We start from the raw sequence: 24,034 nt of genomic DNA on the forward strand, positions 1-24,034 counted from the left end.
GCAGAAAATCTGCTCAACCGTTTTTTTTCGCTAGTGTATGGGGAAGCCGATAGGAGTACGGAGGAATAGGGATTTCGGAATAATGACCGCCCTGTTCTTGTTCCATCCGAATCGATCCAGCGTGGCCTCCCAGACGATCGGACGCAATCGTTGGCCCTCGCTATAATACAGGCCGCCGTTCGGACCGCGGTACAGCAAATGATCGTAGAGCTCGTGCTCTTCCCATACGTTGCCTTGAAGCGGCCAGCCTTCGGGCAAGCTCCATATTTGCTTGTAACTGACAGGGATGTACTCCTCCGCCCTAAGTCCGATAGCTTGTATCGATGCTTCGTTGCGGATCGGATATCTAATGCCGTAGCCGACGCCATGCAAGCCGCCTCCCGGATCACGGGCTATGAAGACATCGGGATAACCTTGGGGAAAGTTGCCCAAGTCGATCGGAATTCCGGTAGGCAATGAGTGCAGGAGGGCGGAGCCGCAGCGTCCCACTCTATCTAAGCTTAAATTCATGCTCTGAAAAGTATCGTAGGAATGAACGGGCCGTTTGTACCCGCGTTCCACGCGATATACGCAGCCGTCATCGGCGAGACCATACCATCCGCTCGGCAAATCCGGAGTTAACGGAGCGTGATGAGGATGGGGGCTAGCGAATCGATCGGGTAGGAAAACGGGATCGTGGTTAAGGATCAGCCTCTCCGGGTTAAAGCCCCATTTGCGAATGAAATTTCTCCGATTAACCGCGGCGACGCCGTAAGTGTCGATCGCGTTGGCGTTAAAGCTGCGATTTCCTTCGTGATAGACGAAGGCATCTCCGGCTAATCGGAGGAACAATCCCGATTTCAGAACGCGGTAACCGAGATCGATATCCTCATAACCTCCGACTCCGAATAACTCGTCGAAGCCTCCATGCGAGATCCAAGTGTTTTTGCGCAGCAGCATGCAGAAGCCGCTTAAGGCGGTTAGATCCTGCCACAAGGAGGGATTGTGACGATTAAAGCCTTGGGCAAACATATGATATTGCCCTTCGTTGCTTACGTCCGCCGGAATTTTCTGCATGGGTAGCACGAAGTTGGACTTCGGACCGACGATGCCTATTCGTTCGTTGGAATGTAAGCATTGGAGCATGACGGATAACCAACGGTGGGATACGATAGTGTCGTTGTTGAGCAACAGAATGTGGTCTCCGGTCGCCAAAGCCGCGCCTTGATTGCACGCGGCGGCGAAACCCTTATTGGTTCGGTTCGCGATCAATGAAACGTCCGGCTGTTGCGATAACCAGGCAACCGAACCGTCCGTCGAACCGTTGTCAACGAAAATGAGCTCGTAAGGACTGTCCGTAAAGGTTCGTATGCTGTGAATGCAACGAAGAGTTTGATCGAGGTTGTTCATGGTAAGGATAACGATGCTTGTTAACATGACGTCACCCCAACGGCCAAGAGCATGTCGGAGAAATGAGACGCGTATTTTTCCATCGAGAAATCACTCCGCACATGTTTTTTACCCTTTTCGGCAAGGGATTTTCTTAATTTTCTATCGGTGAGCACCCGCATGATCTGCCGCGCAGCTCCGTCGATATCTCCATGGTTATAGTAAAGCCCGGTCACTTCGTCGATGATGGCCGATCGTACTCCGTCCGAATTCGAGGTGACGACCGGACATCCGCATATTAAAGCTTCCAAAGCGACATACGGGGCACCTTCGGCTTTGGAGGTCATGCATATCGATCCGCCGGACGCGGCAATCTGCGAATAATAAGCCGGCATATGATCGCGAGGAACGTTGTGGTGGTGAATAATGTGATTTGTCAATCCTAGAGTCTCTGTCATCTCCATCAATTGTTCGTTTTCTCCGGGTACAGCTACATCGGGATCGCTGAACATCAACAATCTGACTTTCGGCTGCATATTGACGACTTGTCTGCCGATCCTTAGAAAGTCCCGCCAATTTTTGTTGTCTTCCAACCGTCCGATCCAGACAAGGGGGGTAAAAGGCAGCCGGTCGAGCTGCGGCCCGCGGAAAGCGTCCGGATCGAAAGGGTTGGCGAATGCGAATTTCGGCTTCAGGGGATACAATTGGTGCAATAGATCCCCGATATGCGGCGTAGAGGGATATAGCAAAGCATTGGCGTTGTTATCTACGAAAGGCAGCGCATTGAATAAATTCGTACGGGCGGCCTCTGGGGTGCCGAAGCCTTGGACCTCGAAAATGATCGGTTTGGTGAAGCCCAGCTGCCGGAACAACAACAATTTAAGAAAAAAGGATGTGACTACGATGCAATCGAAATCGTAGTAATTCAGAATATGCTTGATGGCCGGCGGGTCCGAAGCATAGAAAACAGGTATTTCCGGAGGGAGGCTAGAGGATCCGCTTCCTTGACGGAAATAAAGAAAGTGGCTGTATATCCCCTTGGAGAGAAGAGCCCTATACCTTAACCGATTCAAGGTATCCACGCCGCCGCTCGGCACGATGAATACGAATAGTACCTTCATGAAATCCCTCCCCTCGATGATCGAATGTCACAAGAGGTTAAGCAAAGCACGCATCTGTGGAGCGTACCGGTCGCGCACGATATTAAACTCGTGATCTACGATCGCTTTTTTCTGCACGGATCCCATTCCCTCATGCCACCTGTATAGCGTCAGAACCTCGTTGATAAAATAGAAATCGATTCTCGTCAGATGAACTCTGAGCCAATATTCGTAATCTTGAGTGCAAGCTAATGACTCATTGAAAAAGCCGATGCGACCAGGTATCGAGCGATGCATCATGACGGTGGAACCATTAATCGGGCAGAAGGTGAGCAAGGCTTCGATCAATTTGCGGAGACTGGGAAACTTCACGGCAAGCGCACGCATCGTAATCTGGTTGAAATTGTTGATGAGATGGAAGTCCGTACAGCTGATGAGTGCCTGGTGCTTCTCCATGAAATCGACCTGTCGGGCGATCTTGTGGGGATACATGAGATCGTCCGAGCTCAACCAAGCGAAGTATTTGCCTCCGGCAGCACGCAAGCCGTAGTTCAGGGCGCTACCCGTACCTCCGTTGGCTTTGCCGAAGTAATGGATCCGGGAACGGAAGGGATCCAGCTTATTCTGATGAATGGTCGAACCGTCGTCCACGACGAGTATTTCGATATTAGGGTACGTTTGGTTGAGCACGCTAGCAACCGCTTGGTCGATGTAAGGACAATTGTAGAACGGAATAATTACGCTGACGAGCGGAAAAAGATCATTATTCGCCATAGTTACCTCCAGACCGAATGAGCAAAGTGGTATGTGCTAGTTTATGTGGACAGGACACTTGCCGCCACGACGGTTGAACCAGTCGTAACTGCCTATTTTCAACCGAATGTCGAAGGGATTGAGATTCGAAGCGAATACCTGAGGTTGAACATGGGGAGGCTTGGGCGCCGGGAAACAGAGACAAGCATACTCGTGACTTCTTGGGTAGCAAAAAGACCCGTAACGGTTTGGCGTGCCGTTACGGGTCTTGGTGTTGGTTGGTGTGGTGAAGTTAGCGGCATGCGGTGCCGTTACGGGTTATAGCGTCCACCGAAGAAGCAAGCCGGATTGCGTGAGGCCGGAACCGAAGCCGTAAAGCGCGATAAGCTGACCCGGCTGCAGCTTGCCTTCCGAGTAAGCCGCTTCTAGAGCAAGCGGAATCGATGCCGCGGAAGTATTGCCGTTGCGGACGACGCTTTGCAGAGCCTTCTCGAAAGGGAGCTCCAAACGTTCGCAGATGGCTTCGATCATCCTGAGGTTAGCGCTATGCGGTATAAACCAATCCAGATCGTTCATCGACAAGCCGGCATTCTGCAGGAGATCGCGGACGCCGTCGGGGACGGTCGTTAATGCCCATTTATATACTTCCCGGCCGTTTTGCACGATTTTATGATCATCGCTGCAGTATACCTGCATTCCGCCGGAACCGTCGGTACTGGCGTTGGAAGAAAGGAACGCCCCTTGGTCCGCAGCCTCCACGAGCACCGCTCCTGCCCCGTCGCCGAACAGGATGCATGTAGAGCGGTCCGTGTAGTCCGTAATCTTCGTGAGCGTCTCGGCTCCTACGACAAGCACTTTGCGATAGCTCCCCGTCATGATCAATCCGTTAGCGAGCTGCAGCGAAGATACGAATCCGGCGCAAGCCGCGCTGACGTCCATGGCTAAGCATCTCGAAGCCCCGATTGCTTGCTGAATCATGGAAGCTACCGAAGGAAAGGGCATATCGGGCGTAGTCGTCGCGACCAATATGGCATCGATGGAAGCTGCTTCGACCGATGGAAACCGGCGCAATAAGTTTTGAACGGCCGCGATGGCCAAATGGCTCGTATTTTGATCGACGTCGGCTTGATGGCGCTCTTCGATACCCGTTCGGCGCACGATCCATTCATGATCGGTGTCGACCAATTTCTCTATATCCGCGTTCGTGATGACGCGTTCCGGTACATAACTGCCGATTGCCGAAATTCGGGCATTAGAGACGAAAGAAGGAAGCTCTGTTTGTTGTGCTTGGGTCATCGATAACACTCCCGTCCATTTGATTAGCATTTGGTATTAGTACCTGATATTAATACCATCATATTACGTCTTTTTTATAGGAAAGTCAATTGAGTGGTGTCAGAATTGTAGAGAATGGTTGCAGAATTTTTGATAGTAAACGATCATATATACAGATAATATACACAAAATTGTATTTTTATAATTGACAACCATTGCTCACAGAGCTTCCGTCCTGTTGAAGGTTAACTTGTCCTTCAGAACCCATCAACTGCGGTCTGGACTATTCTCGCTAAAATTCCCAATTACTGAAAAATTATTCAGAGAAATGTTGAACAGTGAGCTATTATTGGATCTCGTCTGCGGGCATTCCAAAACTCTGAAATACTAAGTGTACAAGAAAAAAACAGCACCAACGCAGGTGCTGTTTGTCAAAGATTATCTAGTTAGTGACCCAAACCTTAAAAAAGATATTCCCATCTGGAAATTCACAATCACAATGGACATTAAATCTAAATCCATGAATCGTGTTACTCCTTATAAGTTCAAATACTAATGCAGAAGCAATTTTTTCATCATTTGTAATATAACCATCATACTTATTCCCAATTTCATTAAATGGAACACTATAAGCCCATTCATGCGATTCTCTCATTGTTTCAAAATACTGTTCGTCAAAATACCATTTTATATTAGTGGGATATTGATTGTTCGTTGCCATTTTAGTTCATCCTCAGAAAGTTTTTATAATTATTGCACCTTACACTCTATAGTAATGGTTCCGGAGGCTCCTGAACCACTGTATGCAAAATGAAGATCTAAAACATCCCCAAACTGTAAAGACGCAGGGGAAGGTGAGCCAGAATAATTATAAGTTGAAAGAGAACCGTGAACAGAAGTGTCCGTCCAATAAAAACCAACCAGTATTATAGAGACGGTTTATTGATCCCTTCGATGTTTGGAATCAATTTGTTTGAAGTGTATGCTTCTTTTTTTTTCCTGAGAAATCAACTGACTTGCAGAACAATGGGGCAGATTAAAGCGTTCAGATAGATCTTTTCATAGGGAAGTTTTGCCGACCCCATGTATGCCCCCAATCAATATCATCTTTTTCAATCGTCTCTCTCCCAACTTTTGAAATCCTCGAATTAAAAAGAAAATACCGATACCAACTATTCTAATATATGGTAACATTGGAGGGAATATATATTCAATAAGGACGTGACAACTTTGGAAGGGTATATCCAGCATAAGCTTTTTTCTGAAATTGAGCTTATAGATCCTTTTTTTGATAGTCTCAAAATAGATTATCCAGAATTCGAAAACTGGTTTGCGAGAAAAGTTAAAGAAAAAGCATTTGTTATGAGCAACCCCCAAGGGAAATTAGAGGCATTCCTCTATTTAAAAATTGAGAATGGGCCGATTGAAGATGTCACTCCAGCTATTTTGGTAAGTCGCGTATTAAAAATAGGTACAATGAAAATCAATCCGCATGGAACCAGGTTAGGAGAGCGATTTATTAAGAAAACTTTAGATGTTGCAATTAGCGAAGGTGTCGAGGGCATTTATGTTACTGTGTTTTCTAAGCACGAGGCACTGGTTACTCTCTTTAAGAAGTACGGGTTTTCTCAGCGGTCAACAAAATCATCCGTGTCGGGTACTGAACTTGTATTGTGGAAATCACTAAACGACGTGCAAAAAAATACACTATTGGACTATCCGAGAATAAGTCAAAGGGGAAAGAGAAAACATATACTCTCTATTTATCCCGACTTTCATACTCGACTTTTTCCTGATTCAATCTTAAATAACGAACATTTCGATGTTCTCGAGGATGTTTCTCATACTAATAGTATTCATAAGGTCTTTATTTCGGCAGCTCCAGTATCTGGACTTAGACCAGGAGATATAATTGTTATTTATCGAACTTCTGATAACCTGGCGCCAGCAAGGTATCGATCCGTTGCTACGTCAATCTGTGTCGTAGAAGAAGTTAAATCTAAACAGAACTTTAGTAATGCTGCTTCATTTATAGATTATTGTGATAAGTATAGCGTATACACTGCAAAGGAATTACATGGGATCTATGTTGAAAGAAAACGGCATTACGTAATAAAAATGGTGTATAATATTGCTCTTAGGAAGAAGTTGACTCGTGGGCGACTGATGGACGAACTCGGGATTGAGGCTAGTCGTTGGACGTTTTTTGAACTTACCGACAATCAGTTTGATTCCATATTGCAGGCAGGTGACGCACATGAAAGTCTTGTTATCGATTAAACCCGAGTTTGTTGAAAAGATTTTTACTGGAGAAAAGAAATTCGAATATCGTCGAACTATTTTCAAAAGAGATGTAGAGTCAATTGTTGTGTATTCAACAAAGCCGGAAGGGAAAATTGTTGGAGAATTATTTATAGAGTATATATTAAACGATTCTCCGGACTCTATCTGGTCATCCACAAAAAAGGATTCTGGCATCAGTTATAGCTTCTTTCAAGAATACTTTGGAGACCGAACAGCGGGGTATGCAATAAAGATAGCTAAGGCTGTTCAATATGAAACTCCTTACGATCCTATCCAGCAAGACAGTAGTTTTCGAGCTCCACAGTCGTTCTGTTATATTGATTAAATGCTTAGGGTCTTTAAACTAAGGGCGAACGATATCGTATCGAAACAAGGAGCAGCTGCCATTGGCAATTGCTCCTTGTTTTCATTGAAGTAACGGGAGTTTAGTTCAATAAAGGAACCTGATACAATAGAAAATATACATATAGGATATGGAGAATAACAAATCTAACGCATGGTCACCTGAGAACTTAGAGAAGATCATGAACGCACTCGAGTTAGCGGACATTGTAGAATTGATCGAATACCAAAAAGAGCAGGAGGGATGACCTCACTGCTCTTTTTTGTTTGAATCTAAAACTAGAATTAAATCATGAATACAATTTTGAAATCTTCTTTATCGATGTACTGCCACAAGCCACCATAAAGAGTGAATTTTTCAGCGTTCGGATTAGAGATACCACGAAAGTTAACATTTCCTGTTACTGACTGACCCGAGCGTAAGTAGAGACTATCGTAGAAGATTCTATCTTGATCAATGTACTTGAGGGTATTCTTACCATCATAAAGCTCCCATGTAGAAGTCATTGTCTCACCCTTATCTGAGACGGAAGAATTGTTAGTCAATGTGAAATTAAATGTTACTCCGCTACTCGAAGCTGAATATGAATTTACAGTTAACGACATTCCGTTTGTAGCGTTAATTGTGTAAGGTAAATCAGTTTGTGTAATAAACTTAGGAGCTGGTGCTGGTGCTGGTGCTGGTGTTGGTGTTGGTGTTGGTTTAGCCGAAGGTGTTGGAGTTGGTTTTGGTTCATCAATTCTAATAATACCGGTTTTTGTGTCGACTTTGGTTTTAATGCCCTTTAGGTTTGCGGCTAAAGCGGATACCGGTATGTAAGTTGCACCGTTTATAACCTTAATGTCTGCTTTTACTGTTTTTCCGTTAATTACGAGAGAGTACTTAACGGCTGCGTACGCACCAAACCCAATCGAAAATGAAACTACAAATAAAACTAATACAATAAGTCCCAGTTTACTTTTCATTTGAATCTCCTTAGTGTTCCTCATCGGCTGAGGTATTTGCTAATAGGTCATTGAGACTATTTTACTACGCATGGTTATTTATGGAAATCAGCAATTTCACACTCTTCAAAAGAACCATTGTTTAAACTATGAGGGAATAGACGACGACCGATTCCTGTTGGCCGGATGGCCAACAGGAAGCGGCACCATGGGTTGAAGGTTGTTTTTCGCAACAGGAGGAAATTACTGGATTTATGTCGAAAGAACTATCTATAATAAATAAGTAAATCAGACTTAAGTTTAGGTATTGTTTGCAGGTTGTTTGAACTGCTCCCCATCACCGAGTTAGCTATCTTGATCTTGTGGCATCTGATATCTGTGAACAGGAAAGGTAGTGGCGTAAATGACCACGGAAGTATTCAGGAATGCATTAGAGGCACTGAGAGAGGATGCCTGCTCTATGGGACACTCGAGCGTGACGGTTAACGCTGGCGCAGTACATCGGATTGTCGGGGGCTATCCTGGGAAATCGCATCGAATGCCAGCTTGTTGCAGTGTGATGCGCCAACTGATGAAACCCCGGGACGATGTGTTGTCGGAGCCGTCAAAGGGCAATGGTGCTAGCTTTACAATCCGTTATTATTTATAGTGGGCTTCCTCTGTGAAGCTCGGTCATTTAACACTATGGATACAGCTTTAACTGAACTGAGTACTCCCAAGTGAAAATTTCAAAGAAACAAGTATAAATTGATAAAACTAATTTGGAATTAAAGAAATATCTATAGAGGCGGGGACCAGATGGATCAAAATTATTTTATTGAAGCAATTCCTAATGTTAATGAAAATAATCGTCTGAGGGAGCCTCAAGTTGATGCGTATAAAGCTGTGTACGACCATCTTACAATTCAAAGAAGTAAGGAACACGCCATTGTCGTTCTTCCAACAGGTGTAGGAAAAACAGGTGTAATGGGATTAATTCCATATGGGAACTCTTTAGGCAGGGTATTAATCATTACTCCTCAATTGGTAATTAAAGATGCGGTACTAGACTCACTGGATCCAGAGCACCCTAAAAACTTCTGGATGGCTCGAAATATTTTCAGCAAATTTAATGAGTTGCCATCGGTTATCGAGTATAGCAGCGCCACTTCTAATTGGGTTTTGGACGCAGCTAATATTGTTATTTTAAATGTTCACAAACTCCAAGAGAGACTGGAGAAAGCTCTTATTAAGAGAGTGCCGCAGGATTATTTTGATCTAATTATAATCGACGAAGCGCATCATTCCACAGCTCCCACATGGGAAAATACGTTAGAATACTTCTCCTCTGCTAAAGTTGTTAAGTTAACTGGAACTCCGTTTCGCTCGGATGGTGAAATTATTGAAGGGAAATATGTCTATAAGTATCCCCTTAGCAAAGCAATGGCCAAAGGTTATATAAAATCGTTGGAAAGAGTAAAGTACATCCCTGATGCGCTGTACCTTACTCTTGATCGTAACGATGACATTTTGTATTCAATTGATCAAATACGAGAAATGGGTCTAAAAGAGGATGAATGGATTTCACGATCAGTGGCATATTCAAAAGAATGTAGTTTGAAAGTTGTACTGGAGAGCGTTGGAATCCTTAGAAGCAAAAGGGAAACCGGCATTCCCCATAAAATCATTGCAGTAGCATGTAGTATCTACCATGCCGAACAGATTCAAGCTCTGTATGAAGAGACAGGGATGAAGGTTGCTACAATCCATAGCAAATTACCGAAAGATAAGCTTGCTGCTGGATTAAATGCTATCGAAAATCATAAAGTTGAGGTTGTAATTCATGTAGCAAAATTAGGCGAAGGGTACGATCATAAGTATTTATCGGTAGCAGCTATTTTTAGACCGTTTCGTTCGCGATTACCTTATGAGCAGTTTATTGGAAGGGTACTTCGTGCAATTGACGCGGATGAGGTTGTGAGCGTAGAAGACAATATTGCGGCAGTGGTTCATCATGTAGAGTTAGGACTAGAGGAACTTTGGGAATTTTATAAAAAGGAACAGGAAAAGAGCGATGTAATCAAATTTATTGAACGCGGCGGTTCAAAACTAGAAGGTGGGAATGTCACAGAACGAATCATAAATAAAGAGACTGGTCATGTTCAGGAAGACGGGCAAGGTGAATTCGTATCCGATTCATTTATTAATACTGAATTAATGAAAGAAAGGGAAAGGCGTTTAGTTGAAGAGCGTGAAAAGCTACAAAAACTTAAGGAATTGCTCCCTGACTATCCTGATGATGTTCTTCTTCAAATGGTTAGAAGACAAGAAGAAGGAACAGCTGCAGAGAAAATTTTAAGGCCTGATAAGTTTATTTCCAGGAAAAAACGAAATCTTGATGATAGAATTAAAGATGAGATGGTTCCAGAATTGATAATCAAATATAATATTGATAAAGAAGCTACAGACTTAGGAAAGTCTCGTCTCTTCCAGGGTAAATATGCTTGGATTCCCGTGCGAGTTAGTAATAATGCAGGGATGTTGGCTTCTTATCTAGAATTTAGAGTGAATGAGGAAGTGGGAAACAAGAGTCGTCCAACCTGGGGGCCGGAAGAATATGCTGCTGCACTCGATCAGGTTGAGGGGATATACGCGATAATGATTCAAATTATAGAGTCAGAATTGGGAGGAAAGTAAATGACCCAGATCCATGATCTTTACACGTTAACAGAGGGGCACATAATCACACCAGCAGAATTATTGAACAATGCAAAATTACCCAATTATGAGTTTGTAAAGTTTTCAAACAACAGTGTGGGATTACATGTGGAAGCTTGCTATCGAGAAGCCGGGGAAGCTGAAGTTCTATTTAATTATTATTTTGATAAGCAAGATCGGCTTCAGAAATTGATAATGGAATCAGGCTCTACTTTAGAAGTGTTGTTTGATCGTAGTATTGAAATTGAAAAGCTAAGATTAAAAATACGAACTTCGAACCATAAATTGGCACACGTTCATGAGTAATGTTTATCCGCCACCCTTTAAGTGGCGGATTTTTCGTATTATCAGGTCAGCCAGAGATTTCTGGTTGGCCTTTTTCTTTGGCTGTTTTAAGATGGCGGTAGCCGGGAGAACGTGCGGCTTTTAGGGGCACAGACCCCGAAATAAAAACTGTTCTCCTACTTACCCCCAATGACCATGTTTGAGCTGGTTGAGGCATTTGACCTCGCATCACAAGCGAAGCTATGGGTTTGGAACCATCGTGGGAGTGCCGGCTGATTTAACATCGGGAGGAGACAAGATGGGACCGGTTATCGGATTAGATGTGTCAAAAGGAGCGAGCGTGTTTCAAGCGTTCGTCAAGCGTAATGAAGTATTAGGGACGTCGGAGACAGTCGGCATTCGGAGGTTGGGTTCAGCAGACTTGGCAACGTCATACAACAACTTAAGGAACGTACCGGAGAGGAACCCGTTATCATTCTTGAAGCAACCGGTCATTATCATCGCATTGTCGTTGCGTATTTAACGAACATCGGGGCTAAGCATTTCATCATCAATCCGTTGCTTTCCAAGCGGGCTAAGAGTGCACAGCTCCGTAAAGTAAAAAACAGATGCAGCGGACGCCTGGCATCTCGCCGAAATGTACTATCGCGGCGATGTAGAGCCGCATCGGAACTGGGATGAGTGTTATATGGAGCTTCAGCACGTAACCAGACAGCACGAATTTGTAACTTCGCTATACGTACAGGCCAAGCTTAATATGCGTGCGCTGTTGGATCAGGTATTTCCAACTTATGAGCATGTATTTTCTGACCTGTACTCCGCCACAGCGCTCGCCACGTTGCAAAATGGCTTGTCGGGTCAGGGTCAAGAATGGGAAGAAGTCATTCGACAGAACGCAGGAAAATCGCGCTCAAGTTTTTGGATTCGCGCGAAAGTCGAGCAGCTAGAGAGCATCTATGAGCCATGGAGCAAGAGCAAGAAAAGCGTTGCTCAAATACAGATGCTGCAAAGTATGGTTTCATTGCTGCTTTCAATGCAGGAGCAAATTGAAGCGATCGAAGAGCAGATGCGTCAACTAGCAGATGAATTACCGGAAGTGGCATTCGTAAAGAGCATTCCGGGAGTCGGAGATAAGCTAGCTGCAGCCATCGTATCGGAAATTGGGGACGCGAAGCAGTTCGGGGATGCCAAGCAACTCGTCGCGTTTGTAGGGCTAGATCCTGGCGTGTACAGTTCAGGGCAGTTCGTGGCTACAAGTAATCGAATAACAAAGCGAGGTTCGAAACGACTGAGAAGAGCGTTGTTCCTGGCCGTACAATGCGGAATCAGAGGGAGTACGAACCAAAGACTAAGGGCGTATTACGACAAGAAAAGAACAGAGGGCAAGCCCTACAAGGTGACGGTGATTGCTTGCGCCAACAAGCTATTGCATCATATTTTCGCCATCTTGAAGAAAGGCCAGCCCTACCCAGCATAATCCATATTTAACCAACACCCTCCACGCCAATGGAGGTTATGGAGTTGTCAAAAAAAGTGCAGTTTGAAAACACCCTCATATCACGCAGTGATGCAGGTGGTGGCTGAGCGATGAGGAATAAAAAGAATAGTTTAATTATTCGTACTTTGAAACCAGATAATTTTAATATTAAGGTATAACATTATAGATCAATGCTCAAACTCCTATGTTAACAGGTGTTTTACTAAACATTGGAGTGATTAGAATGTTACCGAATAGGCCAATGCCACATGTTCAAGAGAGTATATATAGTTATTTCATTAGATGTCAACAAGCTAACGGATATCCAAGCGTTCATTGGGTATATGATGTAGTTCGGGTCTCATATCTTTGGAATTATCCTCATGTTGTTTATCAAAACAAAGAACTGGGTGACAACCTAAAGCTGTTGCTGGGTGAACGCATCGTTTCGAACTTAAGCTACATATCACGCAGTGACGAATCAAATCGTGTATATAACATCCAGTTAAACAATTTAACTTTGCCGCATTTTGCATTGGAAAAAAATAAGGTGAAGGTTTGTGTGTGTTGTATAAAGGATTTCGGTTACCTAAATAATTTATGGAATTTTTTGTTCGTGACAACGTGTCCAATCCATCGTTGCAAATTAATCAACACCTGTAGTGAATGCAATAAGCCGTTTCGATGGCATAAAAATATACTGTTTGGCTGTCAATGTGGCACCAATTGGAACTTGTTTAATATTGAAAGATATATTGATCCTTCGGAAATGTTGTTGTCATCTATCTTCTATCGTTATTTTGGTTATTCAAAAATACTAGTAAATGAACAAGGGCTCCCAGAGGAATTTAACAGACTGACTTTGCCCGAATTAATCTCGTTGATCTCTCTTGTAGCGTGGCTTTATCCAAAAAATCAATACTACTTTACAATGAACCATTTTAGCCATCTTAGTCTAAATGAGACACACATATTACTTATGTCAGCCTTGAATGTTTTTTTAGACTGGCCCAATAATTTTTGGAGTTTTCTGGATAGCTTAGACAAGAAAAGGAGGGTTCCCTTTAATAATAGAATTGAAACTGAACTGGAAGTAGGAATGCATTTGAGTCATTTTGGAGACTTTTATTCCAAATTGTATTCACTATATTCCAAACCATCTTTTCAATTTGTTTTTGATGCGTTTGAGAATTATCTTGCTGCTGATTTCCGTGGCGGATACTTAAATGGGATAAGAAAGAAATTTAGGTCAACTCAAATTGATAAAGCATATTATACATCTCACGAATTCACAACCAAGTATGGATTATCAGGAAATACTCTTGAAAGATTAGTATCAAAAGGATTGGTCGAAGGGAAAATTGAGTTGAAGGGGAAGAGGAGAATTATCCTAGGTACTTCCTCAAGTGTGGATATGTTTATGGAAGATTTCAAACAAAGCCTTTCTGTAGAAGAATCATCATTGATCCTTGGATTACATAAGAATAGTGTTCGTAAGTTAATAGAAAGTAAAGTTTTAACTGAAGTACGCGGACCCAATACAGACCAATATATGAAGTGGAGAGTAAAGAGAGAAAGTATCAAATTGTTATTGGATATCTTTGCTTCAGCCACCTCAATAGTTAACTATAACGATGAAGATTTTGTTTCCTTTAATGGAGTTTTCTTAAGAGGGAGCAATAAGAACAAATTAACCGTAATTGATTTAGTGGAAGCTGTGATAAGTGGTCACTTGAAAGTGTTTAATAGTGAGGACAAAAAAATAGGTTTAAAGCAATACTGCTTTCGCAAATCAGATATAGATATTCTGCTGGAAAGTAAATGTGAAAAATACTTTGACGAGGTTGGTTATACTCAAAACGATGCAGCAAAAATACTTGGCATAGATAGTAACAGGCTTAACTATTTATTAGAGCTATCTCTTATCGATTCCGTAAAAACGAAAGCGAATAAAATAATTAAAAAAGACGAGTTATTGCATTTTGATAGCCAATATATATTGCTTTCTAAACTTGCGAAGTTATTACAGACAGCAGCAGGTACGCTAAAAATTCAGCTATCTCAATCTAATATTTACCCGATTAATACGGACAATGAACACAAATATCATTGTTATGTATATCAATTATCCAATAGTCTTAAAAAGTTTATTGGGGAGAAAACCGCTTTATTGTGACTAAAGCCAAAGAACTTTCAGAATTTTGAGAGTTCTTTTTTATATGTATAATTCATTCAGAATTGGTGAGAATTATTGCTAGAAAGATGAAAAAGGGAGGTGTTCAACAAAATGCAAGAGGTTATTGCTAGGAAGATTGGTCCCAAGCGTAAGGGGTTTAGAGGTAAAGAGCCATTTCTAAAATCAGGAGAAATGGTCCACTGGGACAGTTACCTGGAGAGGGATTATATTCGGTTAGCTGATTTCGATGCGGCAGTCGAAGAAATTTACTTTCAACCCGTGTGCATCAGGTATACCTACATGGGCAAAACGCGTCGCTATTACCCGGACTTCAAAATCATTTCCCCGGACGGACACGTGATCGTCATTGAAGTAAAACCTACTAAGTATCTACGTCACCCTAAAAACATCGTGAAGTACGAGGTAGGGAAGCAGTTTTGTGAGGGAAAGGGTTGGACATTCGTCATTGTAACGGAAGAACAGATTCGACCTGGTTACTTACAGAATAACCTTGCCCTCCTAAGGGCTTATGGGTTTGAAGATGGCGTTGAGCATGTCATTTCCTCTATAAAGGAGAAAATGACTGTGAAACATCAATGTTACATTTTTGAATTAAGGGAAGAATTCATGGATGTTTCAGATCATGATTTCCAAGTTGCACTGTATCGGTTGATCTATTTGGAGGAACTTCTCACGGACCTTATTAAATCGCATCTAACTGAGGAGTCTATTATTAAAATGAATTTAGAAGGGGGTGAATGAAAATGAAAGAGAGATTAAATGAACAAATTGTTGAGCTTGATGCTACTGAACTCGACTTTTTCATTGATGAAAAGGGATTACGGCCGACTATTAAATTTGCTGTTGATCAATATACTCGTAAAGTTGTAGGTCTATGTATTAACCTAAGCTTGCCGGATAAAGCTCAAATTGAGGAGTGCTTGCAGAACGTTACACTGAAAGGGCGGGTGTAACATGTTCATTCGGTTTGAATATGGTACGAGGTTTCGGCTTGATGACGTGGAATACGAGGTTAGGAAGATCATAGATAATAACTTTGAGGTTATGAATCTCTCGTATAAAGAAATCGAATTGCTAGATGAGCAATTTGTCTTGTCGGCGTACGAAAAAGGAAGACTCTTCTTCAAAGAGGATGAGGGGGAGAAACGAAATCAGGAAGTTCAGGACTCAAACGATGGCTTGGAGCATGATCTTAGCCAATATACAGAAGAGCAAATAGAGGAAATGAACCGACGATATAAGGTCATAGAGCCGTTTATTATGGGTAAGATTAAAGGCCGCGAGGTTATAAATTACCTTAAAAATTATCCGATTGAGCAACGTCCGGCGTCTATGCCTGAGCTTTCGTCAGCGTCGTTTTATAGACTTGTAGCAATATGGAACAAATACGAGGACAAACGGCGCCTGCTACCGAAGGATCGGGGGCCAAAGTTCAGGCGTATCGATAGTGAGTCGGCGAAAAGAATCAGCAAGATTGTTCATGCGGCGGATAATAAAGCCGCGAAACTCAATGATCGTCAATTGTACAAGGAATATACGAATCAAATTAAAAAGGATAATGAAGAGCGTGATGAGAAGAATAAGCTGCCGAAAGTCTCTGAATCTACCTTTAGAAGAATCCGAAAGGAGATAAAAGATACTTATCCGCGCAATAAAATTCTCTACGGTACAGCTAAAGCCAACTTGATTAAGAATGGCGTAAGTTCAGAGACGGTGACATCACGCCCGCTTGAAATAGTGGAAATTGATTGGACTCCGATTGATTTACTTATCCGTGACTTCGATCTCGACGAGACAAAGCGTCCGACACTGCTACATGCGGTCGATAAACATACGGGATATCCTTTAGGATTCCATATCATTCTCAAGCCGGAGCCTAATGCACAGGATTTAAAGCAGTTGCTGCTGTATTGTACTTTGCCGAAAACCTATCTAAAAGAGCTCTACCCTATGGTCTGTTTTGATTGGACGGCATACGGTAAACCCGAAAATATCAGGCTGGATAACGCAAAAATCAACGATAGCCGGGACTTTGAAGAATTATGCTCTTTCTTAAATATCGGATTGCAATACTGTGAGGTGCGATCTGGCTTTCAAAAAGGCACGGTTGAAGGCGATTTTCGCAATATGGACATGAAAATATTTCACGCAAATGAAGGTACACTGTTGCCGGTCGGGGAGCGAGATCAGTATGACCCGAAGGAAAAAGCCTGCATCAGCATGAGAGGGTTATATAAGATCATCCATATTTGGATGGTTGAACTCCGTGCAAACAATTACAACCGTGGCCGCCGTGGTGTTCCTGCTCATTTATGGGAACAGGGTTTGAAAGAGTGTAAGGTTCAACGAAAGCTTCCCTATAAGCGACAGTATCTCGAGCTTCTGCTCGCTACTCAAGGGGTTCAAAGAAAGATTACTCCAAAGGGTATCGAACTACTAGGCAACTTCTTTTTTAGCGACGAACTGAACCAGCTGCGCCTTAGATTGGAAAGGGAGAAGGGCGATACTACAGTGTTAGTCAGGTATGGTGATGCCGACCTTCGTACCATTTTCGTTCGAGATCAAAAAGAGAAGCGTTATATTGAAGCATATCCACGCCCGGGAAGCTTGGAGAATAAAAAGATCGATCGATTGTACCCCGTACATGCAGAAGTGCTCGCTTATAAATGTAACAAAAACAACAGCGATTACTACCATTTTGATGAGCAAGTCGAAGAGAATGCATATGAGAGTATTCGCGAAATCTACATCTCAGAGAAAAAGGATTATCGAGCGGCCAAACGCAAGCGAGCTAGGGAAGAAGCCATCGATATTCCGTTCGTTTCTGCCATCTCAGGTGTTCCTTCTCACCTTGTCCCTGGCGTGGAGAAAATGGATTTAATAAAGAACATCGAAGATGCTACACACGAAAATCAGCAAAGCAAGCCGGTAAGCCGACGGGTTTCAACAATTGAAGTCGGTAAAATAGATGAACCTCAACCTGGTAATGGAATCCCGTATGACGTGGATTTGGATTCATTGCCAGAGTGGGGGTCCGGGACGAAAGGGAGATAATTATTCATGGACAATGTATTTCAAGCACTCAATGGAGTCAAGCCAAGTCGGCAAGAGCTGAAGAGACGTGTCGAACATGTCAAAAAAATTATTGTCCACCACCCTGTCTACGAGCAAGTGCTTGAAGAGCTTGAAATGCGCTTTGACCTTGGGGAGGATTCGGTCGCGCCTGACTGTCTCTATCTGTATGGTCCTACGGGGGCGGGGAAGAGTACGGTAACAAGTGAGTTTACAGGTCGGTATCGGCGTGAAGAGTTGGTAACCGATTCACGTGAGTACACCAGAGTTACTGTCCTTCATGTGAAAGTACCGCCTAAAGCTACACCACGTTCCTTAGCTTCTAAAATTCTATTTGATTTAGGAGATCCCAATCATTTTAGAGGTACGGAGTCTGAGCTGACCAGCCGTGTCCATTACCTATTTGGGAAATGCGAAGTCAAGATGTTCATCTTAGACGAGTTTCAGCATCTGATTGATAGTGACACGCTACACGTTCTGGTAACCGCCTCAAACTGGGTGAAGACCTTCACCGAGGAAATCAAAATCCCCGTAGTGCTTTGCGGAATGCCGGAATCCATGCGAATCTTCATCAACAACCCTCAGTTGGACCGGCGGTTTACGAATAAAATTGAATTACCCCCATTCCGTTATGGTACGGCGGCGGAGATAACGACATTCAGAAAGTTTCTCAAAGAAGTTGAAAAACAGCTTCCTTTTGCAAAACCTAGCAACATCACAGACATTGGAATAGCTGATCGCATCTACTACACATCTCAGGGTATACCCTTCTATGTGATGCAACTATTAATTGAAGCAACTGCTTACGCCGTAAACGCTGGCAACGACAGTATTGAAATGAAGCACCTAAATCAGGCTTTTAAGAAGATCAAACAGACAGCAAGACCATTCACGATGAATCCCTTTGAGTCAGTAGATTTCGAGCTGGCAGCTGAGCTCCGTAAGGAAACGGATAAAGAGAATAAATTCAAGCAAGAATTACTTGCGAAGCAAAAGCTAGAAAAGCGATTGTTTAAGAATAGCAGGAAACAAAACACGGATCAGCCTATTGGGGGCTGATCCATTTTTTTGTTTCTATTAAAGGAATTCCTTCATGACCACTTTAAGCCGCTTTAAATCACTGCGGTCCAATCGTATCAACATATCAATTATCTCATGAAGTAGGGGGTCTTTATCGTACGCCTCGGGCATTGCTTTGGAGTAGGCAAATAGTTGATAGACCTCGACTCCTAGTGTGGATGCTAGCTTCTCTAAATTAGTGAGGGATATGTTCCGTTGCCCTCGTTCGACGCTTCCAACGAAAGAGTAATGAAAGCCAGCAAGTTCAGCCAACGTTTCTTGGGACAAACCTTTTTGTTTGCGTATCTCGCGGATTCGTGCACCTACTAATCTCTGAACTTTTGTCATTGCCACACCTCTAATTGAAGTGTAGACAAAGTATAAAAACTTAAAAATAAACATATAAGACCTAATTAAAAATACATTGCATATAAGCAATATTTTGCTGAGAAATGGGAATAATAGTTAGTAGGGAGGAAGAGAAATGTTGTTAATCAGGCCAAAGCCTCAAGATGGAGAAAGTATGATTGGTTACTTATACCGATTGACTGAGGAAAACGGTTATCCTTCTGTCAGTCAGGTGAAACACCTAATACAGGCTGATAAAAGGGAGTTGGAACGTAACCTTTTAAATGAAAGGAGTATTAGTAGATTAGGTCAGTATACGGGATACAACGAAATCGAATTAGTAAACATGACCAGCCAAGATCTTCGTGTTCTTATTCACGGGCATCAGTATAATCAATTAATATTACGTCAACGTGTGCAATACTGCCCACTTTGTGTTCAAGAGATGCCCGTCCATCGGAAGTCATGGTGTCTCAGCGCAATTAATATTTGTCCCGTGCACCATATCTGGCTACAAAGTGGATGTATTTGCGGTCAGATAATCAATCTTCATTCCATTATTAAGGGGTACTGTATGTATTGCGAAACACGCATGCAGCAGTTTTCCAATGAGAATGATCCGGATAAGCACCTCATTGATCTTCAATACGAGTTAAGTCGGCTATTCGTAACTTCGTCCAAAAAGATTCATATTCTTAGCCAAGAAATTGGGGTTGCGGAATTCCTCGCTGTAGTAAAACACAGTCTTAGTTTACTTCACGATATCCCTAGCTGCATAAGTGAGGGGACACAGATTAGGGATCTGACCAGTAAAGGTAAACATAGTTATAAGAGCTGCTTATCTTACTTTGAAGTAATCGAAATGTACCGTGATTTCCCCAACAGGTTTATTCGGGTTCTGAAGGAACAGAAATCAAAAACACCTTCCGCACAAACGATTGCAAAATACAACTTTGAAAAGCTGTTATTGGACCCGACATGGCACCAGCTCAAACAGGTTTATTCGAATTTTATGAAAGATGCTAAACCAAATTGGAATGTACGTGCTACACCTTCTATGTTGAACATTTCCAGTTATCAATATTTGTCAAAGACAGCAGCTAGTCATTTTCTTGGTGTAGCAAAAGAGACCGTTAACAAGATGGCTCGAATAGGAATCTTACATGAGAAAGATATAGGCTTTGAGAAGAAGGTTGCTCTTGATGAGATTCAACGCCTGTTAATTAAGTGCAAAGGTGACCAGAAGAATTGTACGGGTCGTATTTCATTAAGAGATATTGTGCAAATGTATCCAAAGAGAGGATTGGATGTTACGGGGATTATTAAGCTTGTAGTCGATGGAGTACTGCAGACGGCAAGCGAATTAACTTGTGATTCTCTAATGAATGTTACATTCGATCGATCAGAAATCGACTATTGTTTTGAAGTAGCATTTGTATGCTTATCACTGAGAGGGGAAAATAAAATGAAAAATGCACTATTAAACGAATTTCAAATGAGGCTGGCTTCAGTAACCGGTCAAGGTATTGTTTTTAACGGTAATGTCTATACAAACGTAAGGATGGTCTCGAACCAATGGTTTGAAGCTGCAGAGAAGAATGGTGAATGGTTTATACCTGTGCTATATAAGCCAGAGAATCCTGACTTTTTGTTACTATATGATATGGACGGGTTGGAAGTGGCTAGTGCAGTAGATGCACATGAGGAAATGGATAAAGAGATAGTTAATGCGTATCTGGAAACCATAAATGATTTGAAAGATAGGATTATAAAAAGGAAAGATAGTTAATCGATTGGAAAGGAGATAAATTATGCACAGTGATGTTATGAGTACAATTATCATTAGTTTATGCAAACAGCTTAGGGCAGGAGAGTTATCAGCTTCTGATCAATATGAACTTAGTAAGTTCTTGGAACTTACTTCAGAATTAGTTGTTGAACAAGATAGTCGAATTAAAGAACTTGAAAGTAAACTTATTTATTGCATTCAAGAAACGGAAATATTAAAAAAATTCATTACACAGAAAGAATTCATGGACGAATTCATTATCTATTGGAGAACTGAGTGGTCTACTCAATTATACAATTTTATTCAAGAGAGAAGCTAATTCAATGAATGATTGTCGATATCACGGAGGATCTGCAAAATGGTCGGTGTTCTTACGAAAAATATATTGTTGGAGGGAATTAAAATGAGTAGAAAAATTCGTCGTTCCATTGGTAAAATTACCAGCAGATATACGGTGATTAGAGGTGGAAGTACAGGTTCTTCTACTGGCCTTAAAAGAAATCATGGTACTCAAATCTTAGGCCAGAGTAAAAAACAAGTATTAATCGGTCCTGTTTTTAACGGCAAACCGATGAGGCTTATCGAGTCCTCTAGCGGGAAAGTGCAGGACAGCATTCTCTTCTGCCGCGGTACAGGATTTGGAGCACAAGAAGAACGGGGAAGCTAATTGAGTTTTGAACAGACATCAATGATTGTAGGGCGAACTTTCGAAAGGACGGGCAACTCTACCTGGTTCGCTGTTATATATGTGATCCGAACTACGACCGTGAAAATTACTTGCCAATAGTAGCAACCGGCCAGTGTGCGCTTGGTGCGGTTGGAAGGAGAACAAGCTATTGGACATAATGCAGAGTTCGGAGGCGCTGCTGAGGATCACTCGAAAGATAATTGTATTTGTTTCTGAAATATTAGGGGAGAAATGATCTGAATAGTCGAGATAGTAAAAGCCCGATCGAACAACTTTTTTCGAACGGGCATTTTTCCTGTGTTCCGCCTGATCCCTTTTGTTATACGGGTGAGATATTGGCACTAAGGCCGGAAATAGCCTGGTCGAACTTGGTACCCACTAAGTGGGAGGCAGTTCAATCACAGACGGAGAGTTGCGGGTATCAGGGGAGGCTCTCAAGGTGCTCATCATACCAAGTTTGGTTCAATTAGCTAACCTTCCTATGGGCTGGATTGCATGGAGGGAAACAGAACACAGTCAATGGATTAGAGCCAAAAAGTAGGCACATGCCTTTACGCGGATACGAGAGTTGAAATAAGGAGAACAATATGGAATCAAATTCTGGCTTGCTTTTGATTAGTATCCAAGGGTTGAAATATGAATTAACTATTGGTGAAGGTTACGTTATTCATTATTTTGATGAAGATATTAGCATCCATGGATTAGAAGCACAAATTGCAGACACACATTGGCAAGATGAAGGGGGAAATACCTTCCTCTTTATATGGGTCCCTGAACACCAGGAGGAATACCTAATTTCTGATGATGAGATAAAAAGCATAAGTAAAAAAGATTGAACTAACGGATATCCAAACATTGTAGATTAAACCCCTCCAAACGGTGCGAAGCTAATGATAATTCACCCTTGGGAGGTTTTGTTATGAATTTGAACGAATTGTGGTTTTTGTATGAGGCAGACAAGCGCATTTTGGGATTTAGTCCTTATACGTTGAAGGCATATTCCCTTCAGATAAAGGTGCTGACCCGTGACATCGGCAACCTCGATATTGAAGAAGTTTCGTTAACCTTGCTCAAAGAATATCTAGCTAAACAATCAGAACGGCTGAAACCAAGCAGTTTAGGACACCGCGTACGGTTCGTTAGATCCCTCTTTCGATTTGCATTTGAAGAAGGGTATGTGGCCAGGAATCCTGCACTTAAACTAAGAGAACCGAAGATGGACAAACGTATTCCAAAATTCTTGATTGAAGAGGACGTTATTCATCTCAAGATCACCTGCGAATCTCCGCGCGAGCATGCATTGCTGGAATTTCTATATTGTACTGGCTGCCGTGTTGGCGAGGTTCATCGGCTGAACGTTGAGGACATTAACTGGGAAAACTGCTCGGCTGTTGTGAATGGGAAGGGTTCTAAACAAAGAGAGGTCTATTTCACAACGGAGTGCAAGATCTGGCTAAAGAGATACGTCGAAAGCCGTGAAGATTCCTGTAAAGCACTTTTCGTAACGGAAAGCCTTCCAACTCGTCGAATGGCGATCTCGACAATCCGTTACTCACTTAAAAGATTAGCGATCCGCGGCAAAGTTAAAGCAAATGTATATCCCCATCGTTTTCGCCATACATATGCTTGCCACCTGTTAGACAACGGTGCTCCGCTGGAGTTTATTCAAGGTATGTTGGGCCACGATAAAGCATCCACAACTCAAATCTATGCTCAGTTACGGGGAGAAAGACGGAAAGAGCTGTACCGCCGTTATTTCTAAGATCGGGGGCTTTAAGCCCCCCTCAATTAATGGGGTAGATTAGATGAAACAAATAGTAAAATTTAATTTTGTATAAATGGAAACTTTCCCCATGAATGCTTAGTCTAATCTAATAGGTTGTCTCATTTCAAATTGCTGAAAGGATTTGATTAAAACAAGATGTTTAAAATTAAACGTATAGGAATAATTATTTGTGCTGTTAGCATCATTCTCGTTGGCGGTGTAGCGACAAAAAGTTTTGCAGATACAAGAAACGGTTCTCCCTCAAGTGATTTTGGTCCACAACAAAAAATGACACCAGAAGAAGAGAAAAAGGTACTAGAATCAATAGGAGCCATCTATAATGATTTCGGTGAGTTTAGACGAGTTTCGTCAACACAATCATTAGATACTAATGAAATAGCTTACACGGAGAATTCAATTAACTCCCGTACAAAGGAATTAATCTTAGACTATGGTATTTTCGTAAAGGTTTGTGTCAATTAGAAGTTTAAGAGAATCGAAAAATCCACTCAATTGTAGTGTTTATCATTCCGCTAACGGATACGTTAGCGATATGAAGCAGATTGCTAC

At 42.2% G+C, this 24,034-nt stretch carries 22 protein-coding genes and 1 pseudogene; 16 read left to right on the forward strand and 7 right to left on the reverse strand.

Annotated elements, in window-relative coordinates; all coding sequences use genetic code 11:
• Positions 1 to 30: 30 nt before the first annotated feature.
• The 5 genes from DFP95_RS25965 to DFP95_RS25985 all read right to left on the reverse strand — a co-directional run bounded on the left by DFP95_RS25965 (position 31) and on the right by DFP95_RS25985 (position 5,217).
• Entirely contained in the window at positions 31 to 1,416 is a 1,386-nt protein-coding gene (locus DFP95_RS25965) for a glycosyltransferase family 2 protein (RefSeq protein WP_115995593.1), read from the reverse strand.
• Entirely contained in the window at positions 1,410 to 2,489 is a 1,080-nt protein-coding gene (locus DFP95_RS25970; protein ID WP_115995594.1) for a glycosyltransferase family 4 protein, read from the reverse strand. Before DFP95_RS25970 ends, DFP95_RS25965 begins: the two co-directional genes overlap by 7 nt.
• Before the next feature lie 27 nt (positions 2,490 to 2,516).
• Positions 2,517 to 3,242: a glycosyltransferase family 2 protein gene (locus DFP95_RS25975; RefSeq protein ID WP_115995595.1), complete on the reverse strand. Its 726-nt coding sequence runs from the start codon at positions 3,240 to 3,242 to the stop codon at positions 2,517 to 2,519.
• Positions 3,243 to 3,539: 297 nt separating this feature from the next.
• Complete coding sequence (locus DFP95_RS25980; RefSeq protein ID WP_115995596.1) at positions 3,540 to 4,517, reverse strand: ketoacyl-ACP synthase III; 978 nt, start codon at positions 4,515 to 4,517, stop codon at positions 3,540 to 3,542.
• A gap of 421 nt (positions 4,518 to 4,938) precedes the next feature.
• Positions 4,939 to 5,217: a hypothetical protein gene (locus tag DFP95_RS25985; RefSeq protein WP_115995597.1), complete on the reverse strand. Its 279-nt coding sequence runs from the start codon at positions 5,215 to 5,217 to the stop codon at positions 4,939 to 4,941.
• A 500-nt stretch (positions 5,218 to 5,717) separates the two neighbouring features.
• Between DFP95_RS25985 and DFP95_RS25990 the strand changes: the two genes are divergently transcribed.
• Together DFP95_RS25990 and DFP95_RS25995 are read left to right on the forward strand one after the other, a co-directional pair.
• On the forward strand, positions 5,718 to 6,776 hold the full coding sequence (locus tag DFP95_RS25990; protein ID WP_245987980.1) for an N-acetyltransferase: 1,059 nt from the start codon (positions 5,718 to 5,720) through the stop codon (positions 6,774 to 6,776).
• Positions 6,754 to 7,125, forward strand: coding sequence for an ASCH domain-containing protein (locus DFP95_RS25995; protein ID WP_115995599.1), 372 nt, complete (start codon positions 6,754 to 6,756; stop codon positions 7,123 to 7,125). Before DFP95_RS25990 ends, DFP95_RS25995 begins: the two co-directional genes overlap by 23 nt.
• A 302-nt stretch (positions 7,126 to 7,427) precedes the next feature.
• Here DFP95_RS25995 and DFP95_RS26000 read toward each other — a convergent pair whose 3' ends face one another.
• Positions 7,428 to 8,108: a hypothetical protein gene (locus tag DFP95_RS26000; RefSeq protein WP_115995600.1), complete on the reverse strand. Its 681-nt coding sequence runs from the start codon at positions 8,106 to 8,108 to the stop codon at positions 7,428 to 7,430.
• 777 nt (positions 8,109 to 8,885) lie between these two features.
• Here DFP95_RS26000 and DFP95_RS26005 point away from each other — a divergent pair.
• The 8 genes and pseudogenes from DFP95_RS26005 (at position 8,886) to DFP95_RS26040 (ending at position 18,874) form a co-directional block, all read left to right on the forward strand.
• Positions 8,886 to 10,763, forward strand: a complete 1,878-nt coding sequence (locus tag DFP95_RS26005) for a DEAD/DEAH box helicase (protein ID WP_115995601.1) — start codon at positions 8,886 to 8,888, stop codon at positions 10,761 to 10,763.
• Positions 10,764 to 11,090, forward strand: a complete 327-nt coding sequence (locus DFP95_RS26010; RefSeq protein ID WP_115995602.1) for a hypothetical protein — start codon at positions 10,764 to 10,766, stop codon at positions 11,088 to 11,090.
• A gap of 277 nt (positions 11,091 to 11,367) precedes the next feature.
• Positions 11,368 to 12,546, forward strand: a pseudogene (locus tag DFP95_RS26015) (IS110 family RNA-guided transposase).
• Between the two features lie 244 nt (positions 12,547 to 12,790).
• On the forward strand, positions 12,791 to 14,722 hold the full coding sequence (locus DFP95_RS26020) for a TniQ family protein (RefSeq protein ID WP_181907616.1): 1,932 nt from the start codon (positions 12,791 to 12,793) through the stop codon (positions 14,720 to 14,722).
• A gap of 111 nt (positions 14,723 to 14,833) precedes the next feature.
• A complete protein-coding gene (locus DFP95_RS26025) occupies positions 14,834 to 15,484 on the forward strand; it encodes a TnsA endonuclease N-terminal domain-containing protein (RefSeq protein WP_115995604.1) in 651 nt (216 codons plus the stop codon).
• Between the two features lie 2 nt (positions 15,485 to 15,486).
• A complete protein-coding gene (locus tag DFP95_RS26030; protein WP_115995605.1) occupies positions 15,487 to 15,696 on the forward strand; it encodes a hypothetical protein in 210 nt (69 codons plus the stop codon).
• Between the two features lies 1 nt (position 15,697).
• Positions 15,698 to 17,797 (forward strand): Mu transposase C-terminal domain-containing protein, encoded by a 2,100-nt coding sequence (locus tag DFP95_RS26035; protein ID WP_115995606.1) that lies wholly within the window; start codon positions 15,698 to 15,700, stop codon positions 17,795 to 17,797.
• Between the two features lie 6 nt (positions 17,798 to 17,803).
• Complete coding sequence (locus DFP95_RS26040) at positions 17,804 to 18,874, forward strand: TniB family NTP-binding protein (protein WP_115995607.1); 1,071 nt, start codon at positions 17,804 to 17,806, stop codon at positions 18,872 to 18,874.
• A gap of 18 nt (positions 18,875 to 18,892) precedes the next feature.
• Here the strand turns inward: DFP95_RS26040 and DFP95_RS26045 are convergent, their stop codons facing one another.
• Positions 18,893 to 19,222, reverse strand: a complete 330-nt coding sequence (locus DFP95_RS26045; RefSeq protein ID WP_115995608.1) for a helix-turn-helix domain-containing protein — start codon at positions 19,220 to 19,222, stop codon at positions 18,893 to 18,895.
• A gap of 136 nt (positions 19,223 to 19,358) precedes the next feature.
• Between DFP95_RS26045 and DFP95_RS26050 the strand changes: the two genes are divergently transcribed.
• The 6 genes from DFP95_RS26050 to DFP95_RS28710 all read left to right on the forward strand — a co-directional run bounded on the left by DFP95_RS26050 (position 19,359) and on the right by DFP95_RS28710 (position 23,947).
• Positions 19,359 to 21,011 (forward strand): TniQ family protein, encoded by a 1,653-nt coding sequence (locus tag DFP95_RS26050; RefSeq protein ID WP_115995609.1) that lies wholly within the window; start codon positions 19,359 to 19,361, stop codon positions 21,009 to 21,011.
• A gap of 22 nt (positions 21,012 to 21,033) precedes the next feature.
• The gene (locus DFP95_RS26055) at positions 21,034 to 21,330 is read left to right on the forward strand and encodes a hypothetical protein (RefSeq protein WP_115995610.1); all 297 of its coding nucleotides are present in this window, start codon (positions 21,034 to 21,036) and stop codon (positions 21,328 to 21,330) included.
• Positions 21,331 to 21,414: 84 nt separating this feature from the next.
• Positions 21,415 to 21,678 (forward strand): hypothetical protein, encoded by a 264-nt coding sequence (locus tag DFP95_RS26060; protein WP_147304221.1) that lies wholly within the window; start codon positions 21,415 to 21,417, stop codon positions 21,676 to 21,678.
• A gap of 608 nt (positions 21,679 to 22,286) precedes the next feature.
• Entirely contained in the window at positions 22,287 to 22,535 is a 249-nt protein-coding gene (locus DFP95_RS26065; RefSeq protein ID WP_115995612.1) for a hypothetical protein, read from the forward strand.
• Positions 22,536 to 22,618: 83 nt separating this feature from the next.
• Positions 22,619 to 23,461: a tyrosine-type recombinase/integrase gene (locus tag DFP95_RS26070; RefSeq protein WP_115995613.1), complete on the forward strand. Its 843-nt coding sequence runs from the start codon at positions 22,619 to 22,621 to the stop codon at positions 23,459 to 23,461.
• A gap of 159 nt (positions 23,462 to 23,620) precedes the next feature.
• Positions 23,621 to 23,947: a hypothetical protein gene (locus DFP95_RS28710; RefSeq protein ID WP_147304222.1), complete on the forward strand. Its 327-nt coding sequence runs from the start codon at positions 23,621 to 23,623 to the stop codon at positions 23,945 to 23,947.
• The last annotated feature ends 87 nt before the right edge of the window (positions 23,948 to 24,034 follow it).

Origin of the sequence: Cohnella lupini (assembly GCF_003386205.1) — a bacterium.
GTDB classification, from domain to species: Bacteria; Bacillota; Bacilli; order Paenibacillales; family Paenibacillaceae; genus Cohnella; species Cohnella lupini.

Bases quoted from the DNA above. Each gene is read 5' to 3' on its own strand.
- DFP95_RS25965 (WP_115995593.1), bottom strand. From the start codon at position 1,416: ATGTTAACAAGCATCGTTATCCTTACCATGAACAACCTCGATCAAACT.
- DFP95_RS25970 (WP_115995594.1), bottom strand. From the start codon at position 2,489: ATGAAGGTACTATTCGTATTCATCGTGCCGAGCGGCGGCGTGGATACC.
- DFP95_RS25975 (WP_115995595.1), bottom strand. From the start codon at position 3,242: ATGGCGAATAATGATCTTTTTCCGCTCGTCAGCGTAATTATTCCGTTC.
- DFP95_RS25980 (WP_115995596.1), bottom strand. From the start codon at position 4,517: ATGACCCAAGCACAACAAACAGAGCTTCCTTCTTTCGTCTCTAATGCC.
- DFP95_RS25985 (WP_115995597.1), bottom strand. From the start codon at position 5,217: ATGGCAACGAACAATCAATATCCCACTAATATAAAATGGTATTTTGAC.
- DFP95_RS25995 (WP_115995599.1), top strand. From the start codon at position 6,754: ATGAAAGTCTTGTTATCGATTAAACCCGAGTTTGTTGAAAAGATTTTT.
- DFP95_RS26000 (WP_115995600.1), bottom strand. From the start codon at position 8,108: ATGAAAAGTAAACTGGGACTTATTGTATTAGTTTTATTTGTAGTTTCA.
- DFP95_RS26005 (WP_115995601.1), top strand. From the start codon at position 8,886: ATGGATCAAAATTATTTTATTGAAGCAATTCCTAATGTTAATGAAAAT.
- DFP95_RS26010 (WP_115995602.1), top strand. From the start codon at position 10,764: ATGACCCAGATCCATGATCTTTACACGTTAACAGAGGGGCACATAATC.
- DFP95_RS26020 (WP_181907616.1), top strand. From the start codon at position 12,791: ATGTTACCGAATAGGCCAATGCCACATGTTCAAGAGAGTATATATAGT.
- DFP95_RS26025 (WP_115995604.1), top strand. From the start codon at position 14,834: ATGCAAGAGGTTATTGCTAGGAAGATTGGTCCCAAGCGTAAGGGGTTT.
- DFP95_RS26030 (WP_115995605.1), top strand. From the start codon at position 15,487: ATGAAAGAGAGATTAAATGAACAAATTGTTGAGCTTGATGCTACTGAA.
- DFP95_RS26035 (WP_115995606.1), top strand. From the start codon at position 15,698: ATGTTCATTCGGTTTGAATATGGTACGAGGTTTCGGCTTGATGACGTG.
- DFP95_RS26040 (WP_115995607.1), top strand. From the start codon at position 17,804: ATGGACAATGTATTTCAAGCACTCAATGGAGTCAAGCCAAGTCGGCAA.
- DFP95_RS26045 (WP_115995608.1), bottom strand. From the start codon at position 19,222: ATGACAAAAGTTCAGAGATTAGTAGGTGCACGAATCCGCGAGATACGC.
- DFP95_RS26050 (WP_115995609.1), top strand. From the start codon at position 19,359: ATGTTGTTAATCAGGCCAAAGCCTCAAGATGGAGAAAGTATGATTGGT.
- DFP95_RS26055 (WP_115995610.1), top strand. From the start codon at position 21,034: ATGCACAGTGATGTTATGAGTACAATTATCATTAGTTTATGCAAACAG.
- DFP95_RS26060 (WP_147304221.1), top strand. From the start codon at position 21,415: ATGAGTAGAAAAATTCGTCGTTCCATTGGTAAAATTACCAGCAGATAT.
- DFP95_RS26065 (WP_115995612.1), top strand. From the start codon at position 22,287: ATGGAATCAAATTCTGGCTTGCTTTTGATTAGTATCCAAGGGTTGAAA.
- DFP95_RS26070 (WP_115995613.1), top strand. From the start codon at position 22,619: ATGAATTTGAACGAATTGTGGTTTTTGTATGAGGCAGACAAGCGCATT.
- DFP95_RS28710 (WP_147304222.1), top strand. From the start codon at position 23,621: ATGTTTAAAATTAAACGTATAGGAATAATTATTTGTGCTGTTAGCATC.